The 23671-nt window shown below is 64.7% G+C and carries 22 protein-coding genes; 9 read left to right on the forward strand and 13 right to left on the reverse strand.

The window, feature by feature from the left end:
• Positions 1 to 6: 6 nt before the first annotated feature.
• Complete coding sequence (locus VWN43_RS01930) at positions 7 to 1557, reverse strand: phytoene desaturase (RefSeq protein WP_320180867.1); 1551 nt, start codon at positions 1555 to 1557, stop codon at positions 7 to 9.
• On the reverse strand, positions 1554 to 2729 hold the full coding sequence (crtY, locus tag VWN43_RS01935; protein ID WP_320180866.1) for a lycopene beta-cyclase CrtY: 1176 nt from the start codon (positions 2727 to 2729) through the stop codon (positions 1554 to 1556). The genes VWN43_RS01930 and crtY overlap by 4 nt, the downstream gene beginning before the upstream one ends.
• Positions 2730 to 2855: 126 nt before the next feature.
• Here crtY and VWN43_RS01940 point away from each other — a divergent pair, with 126 nt between their 5' ends.
• From VWN43_RS01940 to VWN43_RS01955, 4 genes are all read left to right on the forward strand, one after another.
• Positions 2856 to 3698 (forward strand): MipA/OmpV family protein, encoded by an 843-nt coding sequence (locus VWN43_RS01940; protein WP_320180865.1) that lies wholly within the window; start codon positions 2856 to 2858, stop codon positions 3696 to 3698.
• Positions 3699 to 3757: 59 nt separating this feature from the next.
• Positions 3758 to 5026 carry a metal-dependent hydrolase family protein gene (locus tag VWN43_RS01945; protein ID WP_320180864.1) on the forward strand — a complete coding sequence of 423 codons (1269 nt, stop codon included), beginning with the start codon at positions 3758 to 3760 and terminating at the stop codon, positions 5024 to 5026.
• Between the two features lie 136 nt (positions 5027 to 5162).
• A complete protein-coding gene (locus VWN43_RS01950) occupies positions 5163 to 6986 on the forward strand; it encodes a DUF885 domain-containing protein (protein ID WP_320180863.1) in 1824 nt (607 codons plus the stop codon).
• Positions 6987 to 7087: 101 nt separating this feature from the next.
• Positions 7088 to 8242, forward strand: a complete 1155-nt coding sequence (locus tag VWN43_RS01955; RefSeq protein ID WP_320180862.1) for a glycosyltransferase family 87 protein — start codon at positions 7088 to 7090, stop codon at positions 8240 to 8242.
• A 95-nt stretch (positions 8243 to 8337) separates the two neighbouring features.
• Here VWN43_RS01955 and VWN43_RS01960 read toward each other — a convergent pair whose 3' ends face one another.
• The gene (locus tag VWN43_RS01960) at positions 8338 to 9861 is read right to left on the reverse strand and encodes an alanine/glycine:cation symporter family protein (RefSeq protein ID WP_253519259.1); all 1524 of its coding nucleotides are present in this window, start codon (positions 9859 to 9861) and stop codon (positions 8338 to 8340) included.
• A 251-nt stretch (positions 9862 to 10112) separates the two neighbouring features.
• Here VWN43_RS01960 and secE point away from each other — a divergent pair, with 251 nt between their 5' ends.
• Positions 10113 to 10316, forward strand: a complete 204-nt coding sequence (gene secE / locus VWN43_RS01965; RefSeq protein ID WP_253523008.1) for a preprotein translocase subunit SecE — start codon at positions 10113 to 10115, stop codon at positions 10314 to 10316.
• Positions 10317 to 10345: 29 nt separating this feature from the next.
• Positions 10346 to 10882: a transcription termination/antitermination protein NusG gene (gene nusG / locus VWN43_RS01970; protein WP_253519255.1), complete on the forward strand. Its 537-nt coding sequence runs from the start codon at positions 10346 to 10348 to the stop codon at positions 10880 to 10882.
• A 16-nt stretch (positions 10883 to 10898) separates the two neighbouring features.
• Here the strand turns inward: nusG and VWN43_RS01975 are convergent, their stop codons facing one another.
• From VWN43_RS01975 to VWN43_RS02000, 6 genes are all read right to left on the reverse strand, one after another.
• Complete coding sequence (locus tag VWN43_RS01975; RefSeq protein ID WP_320180861.1) at positions 10899 to 12578, reverse strand: bifunctional helix-turn-helix transcriptional regulator/alpha/beta hydrolase; 1680 nt, start codon at positions 12576 to 12578, stop codon at positions 10899 to 10901.
• Positions 12579 to 12818: 240 nt separating this feature from the next.
• Entirely contained in the window at positions 12819 to 13634 is an 816-nt protein-coding gene (locus VWN43_RS01980) for a hypothetical protein (RefSeq protein WP_320180860.1), read from the reverse strand.
• Between the two features lie 150 nt (positions 13635 to 13784).
• On the reverse strand, positions 13785 to 14897 hold the full coding sequence (locus tag VWN43_RS01985) for a transporter family protein (protein WP_320180859.1): 1113 nt from the start codon (positions 14895 to 14897) through the stop codon (positions 13785 to 13787).
• Between the two features lie 68 nt (positions 14898 to 14965).
• Positions 14966 to 15343, reverse strand: a complete 378-nt coding sequence (locus tag VWN43_RS01990; RefSeq protein ID WP_320180858.1) for a hypothetical protein — start codon at positions 15341 to 15343, stop codon at positions 14966 to 14968.
• Positions 15344 to 15395: 52 nt separating this feature from the next.
• Positions 15396 to 16421 carry a retroviral-like aspartic protease family protein gene (locus VWN43_RS01995; protein ID WP_320180857.1) on the reverse strand — a complete coding sequence of 342 codons (1026 nt, stop codon included), beginning with the start codon at positions 16419 to 16421 and terminating at the stop codon, positions 15396 to 15398.
• A 102-nt stretch (positions 16422 to 16523) separates the two neighbouring features.
• Entirely contained in the window at positions 16524 to 17687 is a 1164-nt protein-coding gene (locus VWN43_RS02000) for a sensor histidine kinase (protein ID WP_253519210.1), read from the reverse strand.
• Between the two features lie 255 nt (positions 17688 to 17942).
• On the opposite strand from VWN43_RS02000, the gene rplK reads away from it, so the two are divergent.
• From rplK to VWN43_RS02015, 3 genes are all read left to right on the forward strand, one after another.
• Complete coding sequence (gene rplK, locus VWN43_RS02005; RefSeq protein ID WP_067462399.1) at positions 17943 to 18374, forward strand: 50S ribosomal protein L11; 432 nt, start codon at positions 17943 to 17945, stop codon at positions 18372 to 18374.
• 4 nt (positions 18375 to 18378) lie between these two features.
• Complete coding sequence (rplA, locus tag VWN43_RS02010) at positions 18379 to 19071, forward strand: 50S ribosomal protein L1 (RefSeq protein WP_253519206.1); 693 nt, start codon at positions 18379 to 18381, stop codon at positions 19069 to 19071.
• A 166-nt stretch (positions 19072 to 19237) separates the two neighbouring features.
• A complete protein-coding gene (locus VWN43_RS02015) occupies positions 19238 to 19417 on the forward strand; it encodes a hypothetical protein (protein ID WP_253519189.1) in 180 nt (59 codons plus the stop codon).
• Here the strand turns inward: VWN43_RS02015 and VWN43_RS02020 are convergent.
• Genes VWN43_RS02020 through VWN43_RS02035 form a run of 4 tightly spaced genes read right to left on the reverse strand, consistent with a single transcriptional unit; the run spans position 19414 to position 23649 of the window.
• Positions 19414 to 20331, reverse strand: a complete 918-nt coding sequence (locus VWN43_RS02020) for a GNAT family N-acetyltransferase (protein ID WP_320180856.1) — start codon at positions 20329 to 20331, stop codon at positions 19414 to 19416. The two genes, VWN43_RS02015 and VWN43_RS02020, sit on opposite strands and share 4 nt — an antisense overlap.
• Positions 20328 to 21296: a polysaccharide deacetylase family protein gene (locus tag VWN43_RS02025; protein ID WP_320180855.1), complete on the reverse strand. Its 969-nt coding sequence runs from the start codon at positions 21294 to 21296 to the stop codon at positions 20328 to 20330. The genes VWN43_RS02020 and VWN43_RS02025 overlap by 4 nt, the downstream gene beginning before the upstream one ends.
• Before the next feature lie 52 nt (positions 21297 to 21348).
• Entirely contained in the window at positions 21349 to 22107 is a 759-nt protein-coding gene (locus tag VWN43_RS02030) for a competence/damage-inducible protein A (protein ID WP_320180854.1), read from the reverse strand.
• A gap of 33 nt (positions 22108 to 22140) precedes the next feature.
• Positions 22141 to 23649 (reverse strand): flavin-containing monooxygenase, encoded by a 1509-nt coding sequence (locus VWN43_RS02035; RefSeq protein WP_320180853.1) that lies wholly within the window; start codon positions 23647 to 23649, stop codon positions 22141 to 22143.
• Positions 23650 to 23671 lie beyond the last annotated feature (22 nt).

Raw genomic sequence — 23671 nt, forward strand, 5'->3', positions numbered from 1 at the left:
TGCGGCTCATTCCGCGAGGTCCTCCAGCATCAGTCCGGCAGTCGCCTTGGCGCTGCCCACCACGCCGGGAATCCCGGCGCCGGGATGAGTCCCTGCCCCGACGAGGTAGAAATTGTCCAGCACATCGTCGCGATTGTGTCCGCGGAAATAGGCGCTCTGCGTCAGCACCGGCTCGAGGCTGAAGGCGCTGCCCATATGTGCGTTCAGATCCATCGCGAAATCGCGCGGCGCATAATGGAACTTGGTGACGATCCGCTTTTGGAGATCGGGTATCAGCCGCCGTTCGAGTTCATCGAGGATGCGCTTCTCGAGCAGCGGGCCCATTTCCTCCCAATCGACCGCCAGCTTGCCCATATGCGCCACCGGGACCAGCGCGTAGAACGTGCTCATCCCCTCGGGCGCCATGGTCGGATCGGTCACTGTCGGGTGGTGCAGGTAGATCGAGAAGTCCTGCGGCAGCACGCCGTGGTCGTAAATATCCTCGAGCAGGCCCTTATAGCGCGGTCCGAACAGGATCATGTGGTGCGGGATGCCGGGCCAGCTCCCCTCGATCCCGAAATGGACCACGAACAGGCTCGGGCTGTAGCTCTTGCGCGACAGGCTGCGGGCGTAATCCGCGCCGCGCTTGGACCCGGCAAGCAGGTCCTTGTAGCTGTGCATGATATCGGCATTGCTCGCCACGGCATCGAAACGTTCGCGCCAGCCCGAGTGCGTCTCGACTTCGCTCACCTGCTTGCCCAGCGTGTGGATGTGGACCACCGGATCATGCATCCGTACGGTCCCGCCGAGCCGTTCGAAATGGCGCACCATGCCCGCGATCAGGCGATTGGTGCCGCCCTTGGCCCACCATACGCCGCCATCCATTTCGAGCTTGTGGATCAGCGCGTAGATGCTGCTGGTCTTCATCGGGTTGCCGCCCACCAGCAGCGTGTGGAAGCTCAGCGCCTCGCGCAGCTTCTCATTGTCGACGAAGCTCGAAACCATCGAATAGACGCTGCGCCAGGCCTGCTGCTTGGCCAGCGCGGGCGCCGCCTTGAGCATCGACTTGAAATCGAGGAAGGGCACATGGCCCAGCTTGACGTAGCCTTCTTCGTAAACCGCGGCGGAATATTCGAGAAAGCGCTGGTAGCCCGCGACGTCGGACGGGTTGAGCTGCGCGATTTCGCGGAACAGCTGTTCTTCATCGTTCGAATAGTCGAACTGCGTCCCGTCGGGCCAGGTCAGCCGGTAGAACGGCGTCACCGGCATCAGCTCGACATCCTCGGCAATGTCGTGGCCCGACAGCGCCCACAATTCCTTGAGGCAGTCGGGATCGGTGATGACCGTCGGACCCGCGTCGAAGGTGAAGCCGTCGCGTTCCCAGTAATAGGCACGCCCGCCGGGCTGGTCGCGCGCTTCGACCACGGTGGTCTGGATGCCGGCGGATTGCAGCCGGATCGCCAGCGCCAGCCCGCCGAAGCCCGCGCCGATGACGCAGGCCGTCCGGCCGGCGGCGACAGGCTCGCGCGGTTCGGCGGGATCGTTGATGGAAGCGGGGGTGGCGGTGTCGGGGGTCATGGCGATCTTTCATGGACGAGCGGCCTGCCATTGCCAAGCAGCGCCCGGATGGCAGCGAAGACAGATACGGGCGGTTTGCCCGAGAGGATGCGCAGCTTGTCGAGGCGGGTCGTGCGCCCGGCATAGAAACGTTCGACCAGAGGTTCGCGCAGGCGATAGAAGCGTTCGAATACGCGATAGCGTTCCTCGGGCCGCGTCGCATCGAATAGCATCCGGCCGAGGCTGCGGTAAAAGCGCATCGCGCGCCAGTGATCGCGCGCGCGCTTGTCGAACAATGCGGCAAGCTGCTCGCCGGGCAGCCGCGCCTCGCGCGCCAGCACCAGCGCATTGGCGACCGCGAAGGGCAGGGTATAGCTGGTCAGCGGATGGACGAAGCCGCCGCGTGCGCCCGCGCGCACCACGCCGGGCGGGCCGAGATCGCGGCGATGGGCGGCAAGATCGCCCCCGGTAATGACCGGCAGCACGCCGGTTTCGCCGCCGAGGATATCGCCGTGCCAGCCCGCGGCTTCGCAATAGCGGTCGATCCGGCCCGACAGCGCATTGCGGTCGAGCACGGGATCGTCGGCGTAATAGGTATCCTCGACGAACAGCTCTTCTGCCCCCAGCGGGAGGGTGTAGACGAAGCGGTAGGCGTCGTGCTGCCGGACGCGGGCATCCATCACGATCGGCCGGGTGACATCATGCGGCGTGGCGGTGCGCAGGTGGCGACCCATGAACACCTGCCAGCCGCCGCGCAGATGCGGCGAAGGCTCGAAGTCGCGGCAGTCGACCACCACCCGCGCGGGAATGTGCTCGCCATCCTCCAGCGTGACGCCATCGGGGGCAAGCCGGGTGACGCTGGCCTGCGTGCGGACCGCGTCCTGCGGCAGTTCGCGGCGCAGCGCAGCGTCGAAATCGTAGCTGGCAAGCGAGCGATAGGTTGATGACAGGCAGCGCTCATGGCCGGGGAAGCGGACCGTATAGCCCGCATCCCATTCGGTCTTGCGAAACGCAGCGAGCAGCGCGGTACCGTCGGCATCGAGATCGCTGGTGAACCAGCTCCAGCGGTGGTTGCCGCCAAGCGTGTCTGTCGCCTCGAACAGGGTGATGCGCATGTGCGGATGCGCGCGGTGGACCGCCAGCGCGGCCAGCCCGCCAGCCAGCCCGCCGCCGACGATAGCCAGATCGATCATGCGCCCGCTCATTGACGCAGGACTTAGGGGTGAAGCGCACATGCGGCAAACGGTTTGGTACAAGCGACGGGAACGTGGCATTGTGACGATAGTTGGACGACAAATAGATTTATCGAGGGATCCATCATGAAGTCACTGTTCGCCGCAACCGGTTCGCTTGCGCTCATCTGCGCAACACCTGCGCTGGCCCAGAACGTCGAGGCACTGCCCGAGGGCGGCGAAGATGTCGTTTACGACGACACCTGGATCTCGATCGGCGCCGGAGCCGTCTATTCGCCCAGCTACGACGGATCGGACGATTACGTCGTGTCGGCAATCCCGATCATCCAGGGCAAGATCGGCGGCGTCCGCATCAGTCCGCGTCCCGGCGGCGCAGCGCTCGATTTCGTCAATGACGATAGCGACGGCGCCAAGATTTCCGCAGGCGTGGCGGCCAAGCTGAACCGCAACCGGGCCTCGCAGATCGAGGACGAGGTCGTGCTGTCCTACGGCGAACTCGACACCGCCTTCGAAGTCGGCCCCACGATCGGCGTCAGCCTGCCGGGCGTGCTCAACCCCTACGACAGCCTCAGCTTCAACATCGATACGCTGTGGGATGTTGCCGGGGCGCATGACGGCATGACCGTCAATCCCAGCGTCACCTACTTCACCCCGGTCAGCCGCGGCGCGGCGATTTCGCTGTCGGTCAGCGGCACCTATGTCGATGACGATTATGCCGACTATTACTATTCGGTCCCGGCGGGCGGCGCGCTGCCTGCCTTCCAGGCCGATGGCGGCTGGAACAGCGTCGGCGTGAACCTGCTGACCGGCATCGATCTCGATGGCGACCTGACCAATGGCGGTCTCGCGCTCATCGCGCTGGGCGGCTATTCGCGCCAGCTGGGTGATTCCAAACGCACGCCGTTCACCGCGATCCGCGGCAGTGCCGATCAGTGGATGGGCGCACTCGGGATCGGCTATACTTTCTGATATGGCTTGATACGCGCGGGCCGTGCAGGCATCCCCTTGCGAAACCAAGGGGATAGAGAATGAGAACTGCCGCATTGCTCGCGCTCGCCGGAGCGCTGGTCGCCGCACCCGCCCTGGCCGATACCACCGTGATCCATGCAGGTGCGGTGATCGTCGATGCCGACAGCGCGCCGCGCGGGGCGTCCACCATTACCGTGACCGACGGGCGGATCGTCTCGATCACCGATGGTTTCGCCCCCGGTCCCGCAGATGCGCAGACGGTCGATCTCAAGACCAAGACGATCGCCCCCGGCTTGATCGACCTGCATGTCCATCTGACCGGCGATCCGGGCGGCGATTTCTGGAAGGGCGCGGTCGAACCCGATGAATGGGATGTCGTCGTCGGCGCCAAGAATGCGCGGCTGACCGCGCTTGCCGGGTTCACCACGGTACGCGAAGCGGGCAGCGGCCCCGCCAGCGCGTTTTCCTTGCGGCGCGGAACCGCAGAGGGCTTCATCGACGGACCGCGCATCATCGCCGCGGGCCCCTCGCTTGCGATCGTGGGCGGGCACGGCGATGTCAGCGGCTTTCGCCCCGAGGTCAACGAACTGCTCGACAGCGGGTTCACCTGCACCGGCGCAGTCGAATGCGCCGAGAAGGTCCGCCTCGCCAGCCAGAACGGCGCGGATATCATCAAGATCACCGCCACGGGCGGCGTGCTCAGCCAGCAGGGCCGCGGGCTCGAGGCGCATTTCACCGATCCCGAGATGAAGAGCATCGCCGATACCGCGCATTCGCTCGGTCTCAAGGTCATGGCGCATGCGCATGGCGCGCGCGGGATCGAGGCGGCCAGCCGCGCTGGCATCGATTCGATCGAACACGGCACCTACCTCGATGAAGCCGCCGCACGCGCGATGAAAGCGAATGGCACTGTGCTGGTGCCCACGCTGATGGCGTTCAAGGGGGTCACCGAACGGCTGGGCCAGGGCATCTACACGCCGGTGGTCGAAGCCAAGATCCGCGACGTTGCCGATACTGCGCGCGTATTCATGGGCAAGGCACTGCGCTGGGGCGTGCCGATCGCCTTTGGCACCGATGCGGGCGTGTTCGGTCATGGCCGCAATGCGGGCGAATTCGCGCTGATGGTCGAACAGGGAATGAGCCACCGCGATGCCTTTGCCGCCGCGACGACCAATGCCGCCAGGGTGCTGGGCATGGAAAGCCAGATCGGCCGGCTCGCGCCGGGCTATTCGGCCGACCTCATCGCAGTTGACGGCAACCCGCTGGACGATACCGCCACACTTGAAAATGTCGGCTGGGTGATGGTTCGCGGGCGGATCATCGACTGATCGAACGCGGCACCGCGCGCGGCACCGCTCCGCATGGCGCTGGTCGAACACTGTCACGCGTTCGTCGCACCGCGCGCTTGCGTGCGGGCGCGGAAGCGTGTTTTAACAAAGTAATACAGGTAGCAGGGGAATTACCATGAAACTCGTCCGCCACGCACTCGCTTCGGGTGCCGCTCTTTCGCTCGCGCTGGCCGCCAATCCGGCCTTCGCGCGCGATCACCATGCTGAGACCGAAACCGCCGCCGAAGCGACCGAGCACGACAAGCTGGTCGCTTTGTTCGCCGAATCCGATGCGCGCAGCCTCGAGCTCAATCCGCTGGGCCGGCTGTTCCGCGGCGACGATCGCAATGCCGACCGGCTGGGCGATTTTCTGACCGATTCGTCCTTCTATGCCAACCGCCTCGACACGCAGCTCAATCTTGCCAAGCTGGCGCTGATCGATCGCAGCAAGCTGAGCGACACTGACCAGCTCGCCTACGATGTGTTCAAATATAACCAGGAATCGGCGCTGCGCGGGCAGACCGATGAAATCCGCGCGCTGACCGAAGTGCGCCCGGTCAATCATTTCACCGGCTTCCACACCTTCTATCCCAATTTCGCGAGCGGCGATTCCGCGGCGCAGTTCAAGACGCTGGCCAATTACGAGGACAACCTCTCGCGCCACGACGACTATATCGAGATCTCCGAGCGCGCGATCGGCAAGTTCCGCGAAGGCATGGAAAGCGGCGTGGTCGAGACCAAGCTCACCATCGGCCTCGTGATCAAGCAGCTCGACACGCTGCTGGCGATCCCGATCGAGGAATCGCAGTACATGAAGCCGGTGAAGAACTTCCCCGAAGACTTCTCCGACGCGGACAAGGCCCGGCTGACCGAGGCCTATGCTGCCAAGACCGCCGAGCTCTACGCGGCCGATGCCGCAATGCGCGATTTCCTGCGCGACGAATATCTGGCGGTGGCGCGCGACAGCGTGGGCCTCAGCCAGATGAAGGGCGGGGACAAGCTCTATGCGCAGATGATCGAGAACACGACCACGCTGCCGCTTACCGCCGACTACCTCCACAATCTCGGGCTCAGCGAAGTCGCCCGGATCAAGCAGGGTCTGGAAGAGATCAAGCAGGAGGTCGGCTTTACCGGCACGCTCGGCGAGTTCTTCGACTACGTCCGCACCGACGAGCAGTTCAAGCCGGAAAGCCGCGAGGCACTGACGCAGAGCTATTACGACATCGGCAAGGAAGTCGATGCGAAGATCGGCGAGTATTTCTCGCTGGTTCCCAAGACCCCGCTCGAGATCAAGCCCTACGATCCCTCGATCGAGCAGTTCCAGGCGGGCGGCTCCTACCAGTCGGGCGCGCCCGACGGGTCGCGCCCCGGCACGTTCTATTTCAACGCCTATGACCTGCCGAGCCGCCTCACCACGGGCAATGTCACGCTCTACCTGCACGAAGGTGCGCCGGGGCATCACTTCCAGATCAGCCTCGCGCGCGAAAACGAGGCGCTGCCCGCATTCATGCGCTTTGGCGGCAACACCGCCTATGTCGAAGGCTGGGCGCTTTATTCGGAGACGCTGGGCTACGAAATGGGCTTCTTCGACGATCCGTGGAACCGCTATGGCACGCTGCAGGACGAGCAGCTGCGCGCGATGCGGCTGGTGGTCGATACTGGCCTCCACGCCAAGGGCTGGAGCCGCGAGCAGGCGATCGATTTCATGCTCGCCAATTCGGGCATGACCCGCACCGAAGTGGTCGCAGAGGTCGAGCGCTACATCGCCATCCCGACGCAGGCGCTCGCCTACAAGGTCGGCGCTCTCAAGATCCAGGAACTGCGCGAGAAGGCCGAAGAGCAGCTGGGCGAGAACTTCGACATTCGCGAATTCCACGCCGAAGTCCTCGATACGGGCAGCCTGCCGATGCCGGTGCTCGAAGCCAAGATCGACCGCTGGATCGCATCGAAGGCAAGCTGAACCACGGTCCGGGCGGGGGATTGGCTCCCGCCCGAACTGGCTCCCTTTTGCTGGGCGCGCTACCTCGGTCGCCAACTGACGCGATAGAGGGGTAAGCGGCGATGGACTGGCTGCGCCGGGCGGACTGGCTGACCCGCGAGCGGGTGCGCGGCTATGCGCTGCTGCTGGCGTTCGCCAGCCTCGCGCTGCTGGCCAATTCCTATCTCAAGGCGATGGGCCCCGCAGGGACCGATTTCCTTGCCTTCTGGGGTGCGGGCCAGCTGACCGCCGAAGGCGCGCCCGCGGCGGCCTACGACCTTGCCGCGCAGGAACGGGTACAGACCGGCACCGGCAGCGAAGGCTGGTTTGCCTTCGTCAATCCGCCGCCATTTCTCTTCATCGCCGCGCCGTTCGGCATGCTGCCGTTCGCGCTCGCCTGGATCGCGTGGGTGGCGGTCACCTGGGGCCTGTGGGCCTGGGCGAGCATCCGTGCCTTTCCGCGGCTGTGGCCGCTGGTGATCGCCTATCCGGGCGCGCTGCTCGCCGCAGGCCATGCGCAGACCGGTCTGCTGACCGGGGCGATGCTGGTGCTGGCGGCGCAGCACCTGGCGCGGCGGCCGATCCTCTCCGGCGCAGCCATCGGCGCGCTGGTGATCAAGCCTCACCTCGCGCTGCTCGCGCCGTTCTGGTTTGCCGCGGCGGGCAAATGGCGCGCCTTCTGCGCGGCTGGCGTCACCGCGCTGATGCTGGGCGCGGCCTCGTGGTTCGTCTTCGGCAGTGAGACCATTGCCGGCTACACCACCAGCTGGCGCGCAAGCGGCTTGCTGATGGAGGGGATCAATCCCGACTTCCTGCTGCGGATGACGACATTCTACTCGCAGGGCCGATTGCTGTGGGGCGATGGCGCGGGACTAGCGGCGGGCGCAGTGTCCGGCCTGCTTGGCGTGGCGGTCGCGCTTGGCGCATGGCGGCGCTTTGGCGGCGACGCGCGGGCCACGGGCGCGGCGGTCCTGGCTGCGACCGCGCTCGCATCGCCCTATCTGTTCAATTACGACCTGCCCTTCCTGATCTTCCCGACGCTGTGGCTGGTCGTGCAGGGTCTCGAGCGCGGCTTCCGTCCCTATGAGAAGCTGGGCCTCATACTGCTCTATCTTGCGCCCTACGCCACGCGCGCGCTGGCTTTCCCGCTCGGGGTCAATCTGATGCCGCTGGCTGCGCTGGCGCTGCTCGCGCTGGTCTGGAGCCGCGGCGGCAAGTCGGACCGGCCGGTCAGCTAGTCCACTCCTCACCTGCCCTTGGGGGTTTCGCCAAAGGAAAGGGGCCGGAGGTCATATCGACCCCCGGCCCCTGTTCTGTGCCGCTGGAGCGCCGCTTAGTACTCTTCAGGCTCTTCCGGTGTCTTGGCGGTGTGCGTCGGCCCGGCATCGCGCTGGCCGCGGGCCAGCTTGAACACCACGCCGCTGAGCAGCGCGAGCGCCAGCAGGTTGGGCAGGGCCATCGCCGCATTGGAGATGTCGCCGAGGCGCCAGACCAGCTCGCTCGGTTGCGCCGCGCCGATGAAGATCACCACGCACCACAGCACGCGCCAGGCCATGTGCAGCTTCCGTTCGCCTTCGCGCGTCGATCCCTTCACCCGGTCGTAGAGGAAGGTGATCGCCCGCTCGCCGTAATAGCTCCACGTCAGGAGCGTGGTGAAGACGAACAGGATCAAGGCGATCGAGGCGATCAGCGTGCCGATCGGGATCGCGGCGATCTCGATCGGGAACGCCGCCGCGAAGGCACCGCTCGTCATCTCGAAGCCGACCCGGTCCGATTGCCAGGCATGCGCCACCGCTTCGCCGCCCGCGGTGAAATCGCCGCGCACGGTCAGGATCACCAGCGCGGTCATGGTGCAGATCACCACCGTGTCGATGAAGGTGCCGAGCATGGCCATGCGGCCCTGCTGTTCGGGATCGTTGGTCTGCGCCACGGCATGGGCGATCGGGGTCGAGCCCTGGCCCGCCTCGTTCGAGAACAGGCCGCGCGCAACGCCCGCGCGGATCGCCATGATGATCGCTGCGCCGGTAAACCCGCCAACCGCGCTCTGCGGGTTGAAGGCACCGTTGAAGATCAGGCCGAAGGTCTCGCCCAGATCGCTGAAATTGAGGATCAGCGCGACCACCGCCATGACGATATAGGTCGCCGCCATGAAGGGGACCACGCTTTCGGCGACCTTGCCGATCGACTTGATGCCGCCGATGATGACGATGAAGACCAGTCCCGCCGTTACCAGACCGCCCAGCCATTCGGGCAGGCCGAACAATTCGTTCATCCCGTCGGCCATCGCATTGGCCTGGATCGAATTGCCGGTCACCAGCGCGCTGAACAGCGTGCCGAGGCAGAAGACCACCGCCAGCCAGGTGAACCGGGGGCCGAGACCCATCATGATGTAGCTCATCGGGCCGCCGCGATAGACGCCGTCGCTGGTCTTCTCGCGGTAGCGGATCGCCAGCGAACCTTCGGCGAAGGCCAACGCCATGCCGAACAGGGCAGTGACCCACATCCAGAAGATCGCGCCCGGTCCGCCCAGTGCGATCGCCGTGGCGACGCCCGCTAGATTACCGGTGCCGACCTGGCCCGACAGCGCGGTCGAGAGCGCGGCAAAAGGGGAAATTTCACCTGCGCCGGTGCCCTTGCGTCCGGCGAACAGGCCCTTGATCGCGCTACCCAGCCGGACGATGGGATAAAAGCGCAGCCCGACCATGAACCACAGGCCGACCCCCAGCAGGATGATCGCCAGCGGCGGGAAGGGGATTACCGCTTCGCCGTTCCACGTCCCGCCCCAGATGAAATCGGATATGTTGGTGACCGGCTGGATCAACCGCTCGCCCAGACTCGGCGCCTGGCCTGTTGCCATGTCGATAATTCCCCTCATGCGTCCCGGAATTGGAAAGCGCGCAAGCTAGTCGCGCTGCGGTCGCTTGCAAAGGGGGAGAATGGGGCGCGTCCCCGGCTTGCCTTTTGCGCCGCGCGGGACTAGATGCAGCGCCGTCTTCCGACATTGGGATCGATAAAAGCCCCTCCCGGTCTTGAACCGGGGCGGCGAAAGACCCTACCTGAAAGGGACGTGACGGAAGGCGGCACGATTTTTACGCGAGAGACGTGAGCATGGCAGACGAGAAGAAGACCAGTCCGGCGGAATTCCTCCGGCAGGTGCAGGCCGAAGGGCGCAAGGTCGTATGGCCGACGCGCGAGGAAACGGTGCGCACCGCTATCTTCGTGTTCATCATGATGGTCATTCTCTCGCTTTTCTTCCTCGGCGTCGATTCGCTGTTCAGTGCCGTGGTGCGCTGGCTGCTGACGCTCGCCTGATCCGCATTTCGACAGGGTAACGAGAACACATGGCACGCTGGTACATCATCCACGCCTATTCCGGCTTCGAGAACAAGGTCCGCGACGCGATCATCGCCGAGGCCGAACGCCTTGGCCTGTCCGAGGGCGTCGAGGAGGTCGAGGTTCCGACCGAGACCGTCACCGAGATCAAGCGCGGCAAGAAGGTGCAGATCGAACGCAAGTTCATGCCCGGCTACGTGCTGGCCAAGCTGAACATGACCGACGACGTCTATCACCTGGTCAAGAACACGCCCAAGGTGACCGGCTTCCTCGGCAACAACAACAAGCCGCAGCCGATCTCCGAAAAGGAAGCGGCGCGCTATTTCGGCGGAGTCGAGGAAGCGCGTTCGGCACCGAAGAAGGAAATCAGCGTCGATTACGAAATCGGCGACCAGGTCAAGGTGCTCGACGGCCCCTTCGCCAGCTTCAACGGCCTTGTCGAGGAACTCGATTTCGACAAGCAGAAGGTCAAGGTCTCGGTCTCGATCTTCGGTCGTGCGACGCCGGTCGAACTCGATTTCGAGCAGGTCGAACTGGTCAAGTAAGGCGTTCTTTGCCCGCTCAGCTGCGGGCAAATTTCCCCGCGATGAACTCCATGACGGGTTCCGGCTGGTCGAACAGCAGGAAGCTGCCCGCATCGGCGATGATGCGCGGTTCGGGTAACCCGAAGCGCTGCGCGGTCAGCCGTGCGAATTGCGGGGAAATGTTCGCGTCGTCTTCGCCCTGAAGCAGTTCGATCGGGACCGCCGCATCCTTCAGCAGTGGCGACCATTCGGCGGACCAGTTGAGCATGGTGTCGATCGGGCCCTTGGTTCCGGATTGCAGCATATAGGCAGCGGCGCGGCGCATCCCCCGCACGGTTTCGGGGGCCTGGAAGGCGCGCAACTCGCGCGGGCACCCCTCGTAGAAATCCTCGACAAAGCGATAGAACTCGCCAGTGCCCATGCTCGCCAGCATCGCGCGCATATGGACTTTCGCGAATGTCGGAGCGCTGCGGCTGATGCGGAAATGTATCCGCTGTCGTTTCGACAGGAATTCGTAGTCGGACGATCCGATCAGCGGCAGGAATGCCCCCACTCCGACAGCCGCGATCAACCGGTCGGGACAGCTGGCTGCCAGCCCCGCGAGCCATGGCATTCCGGCCTGCGCTGCCATGCCGACTACCCTCTCGATACCGAGGTGATCGAGAAATGCGGGAATGCGCCGCGCGAATTCACGCGGTGAGCCGCGCCCGTGTGCCTTGCCGGTGCTCGCCCCGTGAAACGGGCGCCAGGGTGCGATGATGCGCAGTTTCGCACGGCGCGCGGCAGCCTGCGCACCGCTGCTCAGGAACAGCCCTTCGAGGGGGTGGCAATAGAGCACGGGCTGGCCGTCGGGGTCGCCAAACTCCTCCCATGCGATGGTACTGCCATCGGCCTGGGTAAAGATATTCCCGCATTGGTAGCTTTCAGGCGCGTCTTCGTCGCCGGGCGTATCGAGCGAATGGACGAAGCCCGCGTAGAGCAGGAGCAAGTCCGCTTGCGAATTGATCGCCAGTTTTCGCTGCAATGCTTTCAGCTGGTTGCGCGCCGTGCCCACCGCTCGCCCCCGCTGTTCGGCGAACTCTCTCAGGCTGTCGCCCCTGACCAGGTGACCGGTCAGCGCGAGCTCGGTCTTGGTCAGGCCGAGCGCCTCGCGGAATATGTCGCCGACCTTGTCGGTCCATCGCAGCCGGACCGCGTGAAGCGCGATCCCGGCTGCGTCTTCCGACGCTATCGGCCAGGCGCGAAACCAGCGTCCGTTTTCGTCCTCGGGAGAGGTGAACAGCCGCAGGAAAAGGCGCGGGTTCTCCAGCTTCCCCGCGACAAGGGCCCGCAGACGGGTGCGATCGCGCTTTTCGCTGACGGGGTCGAGCAGCCATTCGGGAATGCCGTTGCCGATACGGACGGAACCGCTCGGGAACAGGCGCTGGTTGCAGGAGACGACGGTTAGATTGGCATCGAGTTCGAGGTCGCATTCCACGGCCTGTTCACGCCGCGTGGTGAGCCCGCTGTAGTCGGTGTCTTGCAGCGGATACATCTTGTCGAAAATCGCAAAGGCGTTCTCGAAATGCAGCTCGGTGGCTTCTTCGAACCCGGCGAGCTTGGCATCCGCTTCGACCATCTCCGACAGCAGCGGGACGAAGCCTTCGGGATTCGCGATCGCTGCATAGGCCTTGGCGACCACCTCGTTCAGCTGCGCGTTCCTGTCGTCGCTGCCCATCGCGATCCTCCCCCGGGCAGGGTCATAGAGGGCAATCGCGATGACACAAGGCCGCGGCGAAGCGGTTGGTGCAGCTTCGTCATGATGATGCGGGCGGGGCGGCGCTATGCCTCCCCACCCGCATCGCCGTCGATGCTCGTGCGCGGGTCGCGAGCGCATGGAGGATCGACGGGTTTAACCGGCCTGGATGCTCGAGATCGCCATGGGACGTGAGCAGAGCTGTTCCAGACCCGGCATGACTCAGCGCATGGTGGCGCTTCTGCGGTAGGCGAAGGCGACGACGCTCTTGCCCGACGCCTCGTTGTAATATTGGCAATAGAAATCGGTGCCCTTGTCGGTGTGCAGATTGGGCATGTTGAAGCCGAGCATATGCATGCCGCGCCGTTCCAGATCCGCATCCCAAGCCCCCGAACGGCTCGCATTGCTGCCCGAAGCGGTCGGGGTGTAACCCAGCGAATTGCCGGTGTGCAGCATGATGTCCTTGCCCGAGACATTGCTCCAGCTGGGCAATGCCGAGGGGTGGGCGTTCTGCCCGGTGGCCATGTCCACGCACTGCATTTTCCAGCTGCCCTTCATGGCAGCCCATTGTTTGGCAGGGACCTCCATGTACAGCACGTCGCCGCTGCCCATGCTTGGCATGAAACAGCCGTTGCTGGCGCTGACCGGCTCGCGGTCGATCACGCCGCTGCGCGACTCCTGCGACAGGCCTTTCTGGAAAGTATAATCGCCCCACTTGCCGATGAAGGCATTGTCGATCGGCAGCCCGGCACATTGGGTGAGCGAGGCGTATTTGGCAGGCACCGGACCGGCGCGGCCCGCGCCGCCGGTTGCGGTGGCGACGGTGCGGCTACTCGCAGCCGCGCCGAGCAGGCTGCGGCCATTGGTGCGCTGCGCATCATCGACCGTATCGACGACGTCATTGGCATCCTCGGCGGTCTTCTCGACCTTCTTGACGGCCTTCTTGAGCTTGTCGAACGGCCCGGCTTCGGCCGGAACCGCGGCCAGGCCGACCGCGGCAATGGTCAGCGAGGCTGCTGTTATCAAAAGATGTTTCATCGGGCACGATCCGCTGATTGACTGGTTCGTGCCGCCTAGCGGGGACCGGAGGGGGCGATAATGTCCCATATGGGCCAAACGGGCGCGATTAATGCGGTCCCGATGCCCACTGGGGCCCTGCCCGGGCAAACCGGGCAGGGCTGGCCTGTTTCAGAAGGTTTGGCTCAGCGAGAGTGAAGCGCGCCAATCCTCGGGCAATTGGATGCCGTTGAGGTCCTGGTAGAGCGGCACGCCGACTTCCATCCCGACCTGCGGACGATGACGCCCCCTTACGGGTAGCGCGATATTCGCCCCGAAGCCGGCCAGCACCGTGTCGCCGCCGTAATTGGCCGGGATGTCGGACGGGGTGCGATGGTTGTGCGGGCCGTTGTAATGGCCGAGGATCTGCCCCTCGTGCTCCCACGTCAGGCGGCTGGCCAGGCTGAAACCGCTATCCACCAGATAGCTGACCCAGCCGCTCGCCTGCGCCTTGTCGCCGAAGGCAAAGCCGCTTTCATTCGCATCATCGGTGCGCCAGCGATAGCTTGTCTGTGCGCCATAGCCGATCATTCCCGACTGCCCGGTTACGGTCACTACGGGCTCGATGTCCCATGTCCCGCTGCCCGACTGCATCATGTAGTGCGCGAAAGTGCCGTCGGCGTTCTTGCGGTCGACCTTGCCCGTCGGGGCCCAGACGCCCAGCGTCGCATGCGCCTTGAGCCCCGGCGCGTTGGCGAGGCGATAGCTCACCGAAACCAGCGTATCGCCGAAGCCCTGGGTCGAATGGGTCATGCTCTGGCCGAAGGCGAGCCCGTGGTGACCATGGTCCATATCGTCCATCGCCATGCCGCCCATCGGCATGCCGGTATTGGCCGGATCGATCCCGACCATGGTCATTTCGTGGCGCATCCAGTGCGGCATGACCATGAAGGTGAGCGTGTCGTTGGGGGCATACATCAGGTCGAGCATGACCATGTCCATGTTCATTTCGCTCGCCGCGACGGTGTAGCCTGCAGCAAGCACTTCGGCATTGGACACGGGATCGGTGCCCGACTGGTTGGCGCCCGAATAGCTGTTGCGGGTGTAGCGCAGCCCGATCATGAACTCGCCCCCGTCATGGGTATGCCCGTTCATCAGCCCGGCGGCGGGATAGACCGCCACCGGCGTGACGACGATCGGTTCTTCCGCTGCGGGCGGACCCTCTGGGGTCTGCTGCGCATAGGCGGGATAGGCGGCGAGCGGCGGCAGCGACGCCAGAACGGCGCGCGCAAAAGCGTGTTTCATTGTATATTCCTGTCGTGAAATGGGTGTGCCGAGATTGCGGCGCTCCCCAAGACGACGGGAAACGCCGGTCAGACGGCGACAGGAGGTCCGCGACCGGGCGGCAGCAGGAAGGCGGTGCGCTGCAGCAGCAGCGCCGCGAGGACGGCGACGGGTTGCTGCTCGACCGGCGGCGCAGCCACCAGCGCGAGGCCGGCGGATGCCAGCGGAGCATCGCCCGCGAACCCCGCGAACAGGCAGGTTTCGCTTTGATGCGCGGTGCTGTCACCGGGCGCGGGGTCGCGGCCGAGCGGGATGGTGACCACCATCGATGAATTGCACATCTTGGCCACGATCACGTCGCCGCCGCTGGCCGTATCGGGCATCCACCCGGCGGGGACCAGCGCGCGCAGGAACAGCGTTGCCGCCAGCAACAGCCAGATCGCGTTGGTTGAGCGCACGCCTTCCATCGGCCGCGCCTTTAAGCGCGCTGCGGCGGCGGTGCAATATCGGTTGCGCGGGTCAGCTGCACGCGGTCGACCGGTCCGCGCGCAGGCGCGACGCGATCGTGGTAGTGCGCAGGACCAGCGAAGTGGCTTTGCACTTCTTCAACTGGAAACGCACCTTGCGGTCCTTGAAATCGAGCGACACCCGGCGGAAGTTCTCCATCAGATCGGTGCCCAGCAGCAGCGCGGGCTTGTCCTCCAGCCCGAAGACCGCGAACGGCGGAATATCCGCAAAGGCGATCGGTACATTGCGCAGCATGATCGGGCCGAGCTTCATCTCCTTCACCAGCATGAAGTCGATCTCCATCTCCTTGCCGGTGACGCCATAGACCTTGATCTTGCTGAAATTGCCCGCGCGTTTCAGCGCCAGCCGGTTCCGCAGCGCCCGGTTCCCGATGGTGATCTCCGACCCGGTATCGACCACGGCCTCGACCGTCTGCCGGCCGACCTTGACTTCGGTCAGGATCAATTGGCCCCGCTGCAGGCGGCCGCGCACCACGATCACGCCGTCCATGACCGGTTCGGGGGTGAAGCCGTCGTCCACGCTGATATGGCGTTTCTCGAAGTCGAGCAGCAGGCGTTGTTCGACCAGCGCGTCGAGCCCGATCATTCCGTCTCCGCCGAGGTCGCGTTCGTCCAGTACCGGCAGTTCGAGATCGGTCGTCGTCGTGGGGCCGAGCACGATCTCGTCGACCCATACGCGGTCGACCAGCTTGCTCTCGGTCACACCGTGTAGCATCGCCGGGGAACCGGCGGGCATGGCGAGCCGCCCGGCCAGCCTTTCGCCCACCACCGAGCTGTCCGCCCCGCTGTCGACGACGAATTTGTGCGGGCCCGTGCCGTTGACCATGACATCGACGGTCATCCGGCTGCGCAGCTTGCGCGCGCCGATTTCCTCGCCGCCGATGGCCAGCGTCTCGTCGAACTCGGCAGACGGCAGTTCGGGCATGCGCACGGTTGCCGCTGACGGGTCCTGGGCGGAAGAGGCGGAAGCCATGCTCAGCAGCGCGGCAACAGCGATCGAGGTCAGAGCTTTGCTCATGATCCATAGCCATAGACGATTATGGCGCGCCGCGCGAACGCAGGTCGATCAGGGGCGCACCCCGTCCGACCGGCGCGCCGCGTGCTGCGCCGGGATTGCGGACTAGTCGTCGTCGAAATTCTCGTCGACGAGCCGCGCGGCGAGCGCGGCCGCTGCGGTATCGGCAGGGTCGGCCAGCACGGCGGACGCGGGCGCTTCGAGACGGTATTCGAGTTTGCCGTCGGCCAGCGTGCGCACCGCGGTCCCGCGCAGCACCCGCGGGACGATCCGCGTCAGCAGCGTGGTACCGAACCCGGCCTGTTCCGCAGACGGTTCTTCGGCTGTGCCGCCGCCGGGAAGGTCCTCGCGCCAGGTCAGCGTGAACAGCTGGCTTCCGTCGCGATCCTCGACCGTCCAGGCGATTGCCACCCGTGCACCGGGATCGCGCGCGAAGCTGTATTTCTGGGCATTGGTCGCCAGTTCGTGGATCGCGAGCGAAATCTGCTGCGCCGCTTCGCTGATGATCTGCGTGGGCGGACCCTGGATGTCGATCCGCTCGCCATAGGTCAGCAGGACGGGTTCGAGCTGCAGTTTGACGATCGTCGCAAGGTCGCCCGAATAGTTGTCGTCCCCGCGGATAACGGTCGAGGTGGCGCGGGCCAGCGAATGGATGCGGCCCAGCAGCGTATCGACGAATTCGTCGGTCCGCTCGTGCCCGCGTGCCGTCTGCCGGGTGAGCGAGGTGACGACCGAGAGCAGATTGGCGCTACGGTGCACTGCTTCGCGCGCCTGGACGGCGAGATTCGCATTGGCCACGCGCAATTCCTCGGTTCGCTCGCTGACGAGTTCTTCCAGCTTGGCCAGCGTCGCGTCATGGGCGGCGGCTTCCGCCTCGAGCTGCTGGTTGGCTTCGGCCAGCTGCGCGGGCGAGGGCAGCGCAGTCAGTGTCGGGATCAGCCGGAACAGGACCACTGCAGTGGCTGCCGACACGAGGCCGGTCGCCAGCTTCAGCATTCCGACCCAAGGATAGATCGGATACCACAGCGTGACGATACCCATCAGATGAGTGAGGCCGCACAGCAGGATGAAGCTCGCGAACAGCACCACGAGGCCGGAAAAGGGAATGTCCTTGCGCTTGCGCAGCACCGTCAGCAGCGCGAAGGGAATGGCGGTATAGGACAGGAAGATCAGCAGGTCGCTGCCGGCCCACAATGCCACCAGCCAGGGTTGCCACAGCAGGCACATGCCATGCGGCATATATTGCCAGATTTCGATGAAGTTCTGCATGTGTGCTCCACTAGCGGGAACTTGTGGTAGCATGGTGGGCGCGGCGCGATAGTTGGGCACCTCCCTTATACCCGCTCTTGAACGCCCCCGAGGCGGCGAATCGCTTGCATTTGGGGGCCAGATCGCTATGTGCGCGCCTTCCCAAGTCATCCTCGGGAAACCCGTGCGGGAGGTTCGCCAAGGCGGACCGCTGGACCGCTTACCATGAGCCGCGGTTCGAAAGTGCCGCGGCAACAGTGAGAAAGGAGGCCATTCATGGCCAAGAAGATCGACGGCTATATCAAGCTGCAGGTGCCTGCCGGCACCGCCAATCCCTCGCCGCCCATCGGCCCTGCGCTGGGTCAGCGCGGCGTGAACATCATGGAATTCTGCAAAGCCTTCAATGCCGCCACCGACGGCTTGGAAAAGGGCATGCCGATCCCGACCACGATCACGGTCTATGCCGACCGTTCGTTCAGCTTCACCACCAAGAGCCCGCCGGCCAGCTTCCTGATCAAGAAGGCCGCCAAGCTCAAGTCGGGCTCGAAGGAGCCGGGCAAGGTTTCTGCCGGATCGATCAAGCGTTCGGCGCTGACCGAAATCGCCGAGCAGAAGATGAAGGATCTGAACGCGAACGACATCGAACAGGCCACCAAGATCATCGAAGGCAGCGCGCGTTCGATGGGCCTCGACGTGGTGGAGGGCTAAGACCATGGCAAAGCAGACCAAGAAGCAGCAGACTGTCGCCAAGCTCGACAGCGAGAAGCTCTACAGCGTGGACGAGGCCATCGCCACGCTGCGCGAATACAAGGCGAAGTTCGACGAGACCGTCGAAGTCGCGATGAACCTCGGCGTCGACCCGCGCCACGCCGACCAGATGGTCCGCGGCATGGTGTCGCTTCCGAGCGGTACCGGCAAGGACGTCAAGGTTGCCGTCTTCGCCAAGGGCGACAATGCCGACAAGGCTCTTGCTGCCGGAGCCGACAAGGTCGGTGCCGAAGACCTCATGGAAGACATGCAGAACGGCAATCTCGATTATGACCGCGTGATCGCCACGCCGGACATGATGGGTGTCGTCGGCCGTCTCGGTAAGCTGCTGGGCCCCAAGGGCCTGATGCCGAACCCGAAGCTGGGCACCGTGACCCCGAACGTGGAACAGGCCGTGAAGGACGCCAAGGGCGGCCAGGTCGAATTCCGCGTCGAGAAGCAGGGCATCATCCACTCGGGCATCGGCAAGCTGTCGTTCAAGGACGAAGACCTGAAGGCGAACTTCAAGGCGATGACCGATGCGATCGTCAAGGCGAAGCCGTCGGGATCCAAGGGCAAGTATGTCCAGAAGATCACGCTGACGTCGTCGATGGGTCCCGGCCTCAAGGTCGACCTCGCCGAAGTCGAAGGCGCCTGACGCTTTTACGCCCGTAGCGATGGCAGCGGGAACGCTGCGCCTTCCTACGGCCGAATAGATTTCCGAAAGGGCCGGCGGGTGCAGACCTGCCGGCCCTTTTGCATGGGCGATCGGAAAGATCGCGGTGCTGGGGCGTTGATGGGGCAAGATACGCAGGAGATTTTCCATGGAAGCCATTCTTCCCGTCGCCACCGTCCTTGGCCCGATCCTACTTCTCGCAGCGCTCGTCTATGCGTGGCTGCGCAATCGCAAGACCTCCAGGTCGGTCGATCGCGCGGCCGAGCGCGGCGCGCGCGAACTGCGCGAAGAAGTGGCCGAACGTCCGCAGAAGGACATCGACCTCTAACGCAGGAATCGCCGCAGCGCGGTCTCCGCGCCGGTCTGCTGCGCGACCCGTTTGCCCGTCGCGACCGTCCGGTCGAACGCTTCCAGACCGGTGAGCAACGTCCGGTTGATCCAGCTCGGGCGCAGCATCAGGAAACTGGCGCAGCGGACGCTATCGGTCCGGAACAGCGCCTTGTGCGCGCCTTCGCCCTCGGTGAAATCGAAATAGCGAAAGCGGTTCTCGGCAAACAGAGTTTCGAGCGCCGCGAGCTGGAGCACGGTACCGGGTGACAGGCCGCCATGGTCGGGATCGTGGCCCAGATGCGCATAGACCAGCGTGTCGCGTTCGATCGGCAGATAAAGATAGGCGACCGGCTTTCCATCGAGGAACAGCAGGAAGGCGCGCACGCGATCCTGCCAAGCAAGTTCGCGCATTTCGGCGCGGGCGGCTTCGCTTTCGGGCAGGCCCGCATCGAGCAGCCGCGCCTGGTAGGTACGCTGCGACAGCGGCAGCGCCAGCCGGACGAACTCGTCCATTTCATCGGGCGAGTGATAGGTGCGCAGGTCGAGTTCGCCACCCGAAGCTTCTTCGAACTTGCGCCGCTTGCGCCGCAGCGTGTTCCGGGTCTTGCCCGAGAACCGCGCGAAGTATTGGTCATAGCCGCGCGCCATGTCGATATAGCTGCGCGCATATTCCTCGCGCCCGCCGATCAGGAAGCCCGGCAGCGCCTCGCGCAGCCGCGCTTCGCCTGCTTGCGGGGCGGACAGTACGCGCAAACCCTCGACATTGTTGAGCGACGGCACCGCCGGGGTCCGCTCGGAGAGGATATCCCTGAGCGAGAAGGCCAGCGTGGCGACATCGCGTTCGACCGTGAGCAGGCGGCGCGAACCAATGAAGAAGGGTATCCGGTAGGAGTGCATCGAACCGTCGCTCACGATGCCCCGTACAATGCGTTGGAGGCCAATTGTTCGGCGACCCGCGCCGCGCTGCGGATTTCGCTGTGCGGCATGCCTGCCGCGCCGGTGCCATCGCCGATCTGCGGCGGGCGGCTGGTGAAAGTGGCACCATGCGCGCCGGGGGTCGCGGCAACGGTCTCGCAGAACCTGGCGAACCGGCCGCGCACGATGGCATTGGCGCGGCGGCGGTCTCGGCTCATCAGCTCGAAACTGTGACTGACGATATTGAACATCGCCACGCCCTCGCGCACGCAGAAGCGCAGCGCGGCGGCCATTTCCCAATGCGACAGCGCAGTGATCTGCGCATGGCGCTGGCCGCGAAAACTGCGGATTGACCCGACCGGCGCCTCGATCGTTCCCTCGCGGCGCACCACCTCGCGGTCGGCGGAGGTAAGGCCGATGCGGCAGTCCGACCCGGCAATCCCCGGCACATGGCTGCTGTCGTAGCGAATGCCGACCCGGTGCAGAGCGCGCAGCGTTGCGTCGTCGGCACCGTAATTCCCCGCGCGAAAGGCGGTGGGGGCAGGCGCCCCTGCCTGCATCAGATATTCGCGTGCCAGTTCGAGCAGTTCGACCTGCTCGTCCTCGGTGAAATCGTGCAGATTGCGCCCGGTTCGGCCATTCAGCGGATTGGCGTCCCCGGCGATTTCCATCCATTCCGGATGAAGATGCAATTGCACGTCGTGACCCCGCGCCAGGATCGGCTCGACCACTTCGGCGATCGACTTGGTGCCCCAGACCAGCGCGGGCATCGGGTCGACGAAGAACACGCCCTTGATCCCATGCGCATCCATCACTTCCATCTGATGCTCGATACCTACCGCGCCATCGGCGGTGTGGCCGGCGATCGACCGGGCATATACCGCCTCGCGCGCATGCAGCCCCAGCCGGATGGCCAGCCCCGCCGAATACTCGGTATCGATGGTGATGTAGACCGCGGTCATCGGCGACACCCTAGCATGCACCCGGCAGCAGCGCGATGACCGTTCGATCCGGTCAGATGCCGCCGGGGGTGAAGTCGAACCCGGCGGTGGCAAGCCCGTCGCACAGGCTGTCGACGCAGCTCTTGAGGTTTTCCGCACTGGTCGAGCGGACGACGAAATTGGCGCCGACGCGGCCTTCGCGGAAAAACGGATAGCTGCCGATCTGGCAGTCCTGGTGGGACTTTTCGACCTGCCGCAGGATATCGGCGACCTCGCTTTCGGGTGTCCAGCAGCCGACGGTTTCGGACAGGAGCGGAGCGCCCCCTTCCAGCGTGCCGGTCAGCGCATCGAGCATGCCCGCGGTGATATGCGGCACCCCGGCCATCAGATGGATATTGCCCAGCTTGATCCCGGGTGCGCCCGACATGCGGTTGGGGATCAGCTCGCCCCCTTCAGGGACACGGGCCATCCGCAACCGCGCTTCGGTCAGTTCCTTGTCGATGCTGGCGTAATAGCGTTCCAGCATCGCCTTCGCCTCGGGATGGACGACTACGGGGACGCCCAGTGCCGCGGCCACTGCATCGACGGTGATGTCGTCATGCGTCGGGCCGATCCCGCCGGTGGTGAAGAGATAGTCGTAGCTCTCGCGCAGCGCATTCACCGCCTCGACGATCCGCTCGATGACATCGGGCACCACGCGGACCTCGGACAGGCGGATGCCCTGTACCTGCAGCCAGCTGGCGATCTGCGCGATGTTCTTGTCATGCGTGCGGCCGGAGAGGATCTCGTCGCCGATCACGACGAGGCCGGCAGTGTAGATGCGTTCGGTCATGACGGCTGGCGTAACGCGGTTGGCGGGCGAAAGCTACTCCGCTGCTTCGAGCTGCTCATCGGCGCCGCGGGCATTGGCCCCGTGACGGCGAAATTCGAGCACGCCGTCATCGACGGGGTCGTCCTTCATGCGCTTGCGATCGCTGACATATTCCTGGTTGAGCCGCCAGGGATAGGCCACCGCATTGCGCGGCATGATCGCCTTGCCGCGCTGGATATAGCCGGAGGAGAAATCGAAGATGTCGTCCTCCTCGATCGCGGCCTCGGCCTGCGCGGTCAGGATCGGCTCGGTCACGTCGACCCCGCGCTTCCTGCTGGTGTTCAAAACGCGGCAGACATAATCCGAATTGATGTCCGCACGCAGCGTCCAGCTGGCGTTGAGATAGCCGAACACCACTGCCAGGTTGGGCACGTTCGAGAACATGCAGCCCTTGTAATAGAAGTGCTTGGACAGATCGATCGGCTGGCCTTCCTTCGACAGCGCGATCTTGCCCGCCACCGCCAGCTTGAGACCGGTCGCGGTGACCACGATATCGGCGGGGATGAACTGGTCGTCGGTCAGCCGCACACCGCCCTTTTCGAAGGCCTTGATATGCCCGGTGACGATATCGGCCTTGCCGCTCTTCAGCGCTTTGAACAGATCGTCGTCGGGGACGAGGCAGAGCCGCTGGTCCCATGGATTGTAGGGCGGGGTGAAGGGCGCCAGATCGCAATCCTCGCCCAGCGACTTGCGGATGCGCTTGTGCAGCGCCTCGCCCATCTTCTGCGGCTTGGTGCGCGCGCGCTTGAAGCCGATGTCCTGCAGCGTGATATTCTTCCACCGGGTGATCCGGTAGGCGACCTTCTCGGGCAGGATCTTGCGCAGGAAATTGGCCATGGCGTCCTTGGCCGGGCGGCTGAACATCCAGGTCGGCGTGCGTTGCAGCATCGTCACCTTGGCCGCCTTGTCGCTCATCGACGGGACGATGGTGACGGCGGTCGCGCCCGAACCGATCACGACGACATTCTTGCCGGTATAATCGAGGTCCCGCGGCCAGAACTGCGGGTGGATCACCGTGCCTTCGAACTCGCCGAAATCGAAGCCCGGATCATAGGCCTCGTCGTAATCGTAATAGCCCGATCCGAGATAGAGCCAATTGGCGGTCAAATGCTTGCGCTCGCCTTCGCTGGTCTCCAGCGTGACATGCCAGCGCGCCTCGCTCTCGCGCCAGTCGGCGGCGATCACCTTGTGCCCGAAGCGGATGTGCTTGCGGATGTCGCGCTCGTCGACGATGTCGTCGAGATAATCGAGGATGGCGGGGCCATCGGCGATCGATTTTTCGTGCTTCCACGGTTCGAAATCGAAGCCCAGCGTATGCATGTCGCTGTCCGAGCGGATGCCGGGATAGCGGAACAGGTCCCAGGTCCCGCCCAGATTCTCGCGGCGTTCGACGATGACGAAGCCATGGTCCGGCGTCTTTTCCTTCATATGCGCCGCCATGCCGATGCCGGAAATCCCCGCACCTACGATCATCACGTCGAAATCGGTCGCCGTATTCTTCATTGTTCTCTCCCAAGAGACGAGA

It is taken from the genome of Qipengyuania sp. HL-TH1 (assembly GCF_036365825.1).
Classification (GTDB): Bacteria; Pseudomonadota; Alphaproteobacteria; order Sphingomonadales; family Sphingomonadaceae; genus Qipengyuania; species Qipengyuania profunda.

Coding starts and splice junctions, on each gene's coding strand:
- VWN43_RS01930 (WP_320180867.1), bottom strand. CDS start 1,557: ATGACCCCCGACACCGCCACCCCCGCTTCCATCAACGATCCCGCCGAA.
- VWN43_RS01945 (WP_320180864.1), top strand. CDS start 3,758: ATGAGAACTGCCGCATTGCTCGCGCTCGCCGGAGCGCTGGTCGCCGCA.
- VWN43_RS02015 (WP_253519189.1), top strand. CDS start 19,238: ATGGAAGCCATTCTTCCCGTCGCCACCGTCCTTGGCCCGATCCTACTT.
- VWN43_RS02025 (WP_320180855.1), bottom strand. CDS start 21,296: ATGACCGCGGTCTACATCACCATCGATACCGAGTATTCGGCGGGGCTG.
- VWN43_RS01980 (WP_320180860.1), bottom strand. CDS start 13,634: ATGAAACATCTTTTGATAACAGCAGCCTCGCTGACCATTGCCGCGGTC.
- VWN43_RS01975 (WP_320180861.1), bottom strand. CDS start 12,578: ATGGGCAGCGACGACAGGAACGCGCAGCTGAACGAGGTGGTCGCCAAG.
- VWN43_RS01955 (WP_320180862.1), top strand. CDS start 7,088: ATGGACTGGCTGCGCCGGGCGGACTGGCTGACCCGCGAGCGGGTGCGC.
- VWN43_RS01960 (WP_253519259.1), bottom strand. CDS start 9,861: ATGGCAACAGGCCAGGCGCCGAGTCTGGGCGAGCGGTTGATCCAGCCG.
- VWN43_RS01940 (WP_320180865.1), top strand. CDS start 2,856: ATGAAGTCACTGTTCGCCGCAACCGGTTCGCTTGCGCTCATCTGCGCA.
- nusG (WP_253519255.1), top strand. CDS start 10,346: ATGGCACGCTGGTACATCATCCACGCCTATTCCGGCTTCGAGAACAAG.
- rplA (WP_253519206.1), top strand. CDS start 18,379: ATGGCAAAGCAGACCAAGAAGCAGCAGACTGTCGCCAAGCTCGACAGC.
- VWN43_RS02035 (WP_320180853.1), bottom strand. CDS start 23,649: ATGAAGAATACGGCGACCGATTTCGACGTGATGATCGTAGGTGCGGGG.
- secE (WP_253523008.1), top strand. CDS start 10,113: ATGGCAGACGAGAAGAAGACCAGTCCGGCGGAATTCCTCCGGCAGGTG.
- VWN43_RS01990 (WP_320180858.1), bottom strand. CDS start 15,343: ATGGAAGGCGTGCGCTCAACCAACGCGATCTGGCTGTTGCTGGCGGCA.
- VWN43_RS01995 (WP_320180857.1), bottom strand. CDS start 16,421: ATGAGCAAAGCTCTGACCTCGATCGCTGTTGCCGCGCTGCTGAGCATG.
- VWN43_RS01985 (WP_320180859.1), bottom strand. CDS start 14,897: ATGAAACACGCTTTTGCGCGCGCCGTTCTGGCGTCGCTGCCGCCGCTC.
- VWN43_RS01950 (WP_320180863.1), top strand. CDS start 5,163: ATGAAACTCGTCCGCCACGCACTCGCTTCGGGTGCCGCTCTTTCGCTC.
- rplK (WP_067462399.1), top strand. CDS start 17,943: ATGGCCAAGAAGATCGACGGCTATATCAAGCTGCAGGTGCCTGCCGGC.
- crtY (WP_320180866.1), bottom strand. CDS start 2,729: ATGATCGATCTGGCTATCGTCGGCGGCGGGCTGGCTGGCGGGCTGGCC.
- VWN43_RS02000 (WP_253519210.1), bottom strand. CDS start 17,687: ATGCAGAACTTCATCGAAATCTGGCAATATATGCCGCATGGCATGTGC.
- VWN43_RS02030 (WP_320180854.1), bottom strand. CDS start 22,107: ATGACCGAACGCATCTACACTGCCGGCCTCGTCGTGATCGGCGACGAG.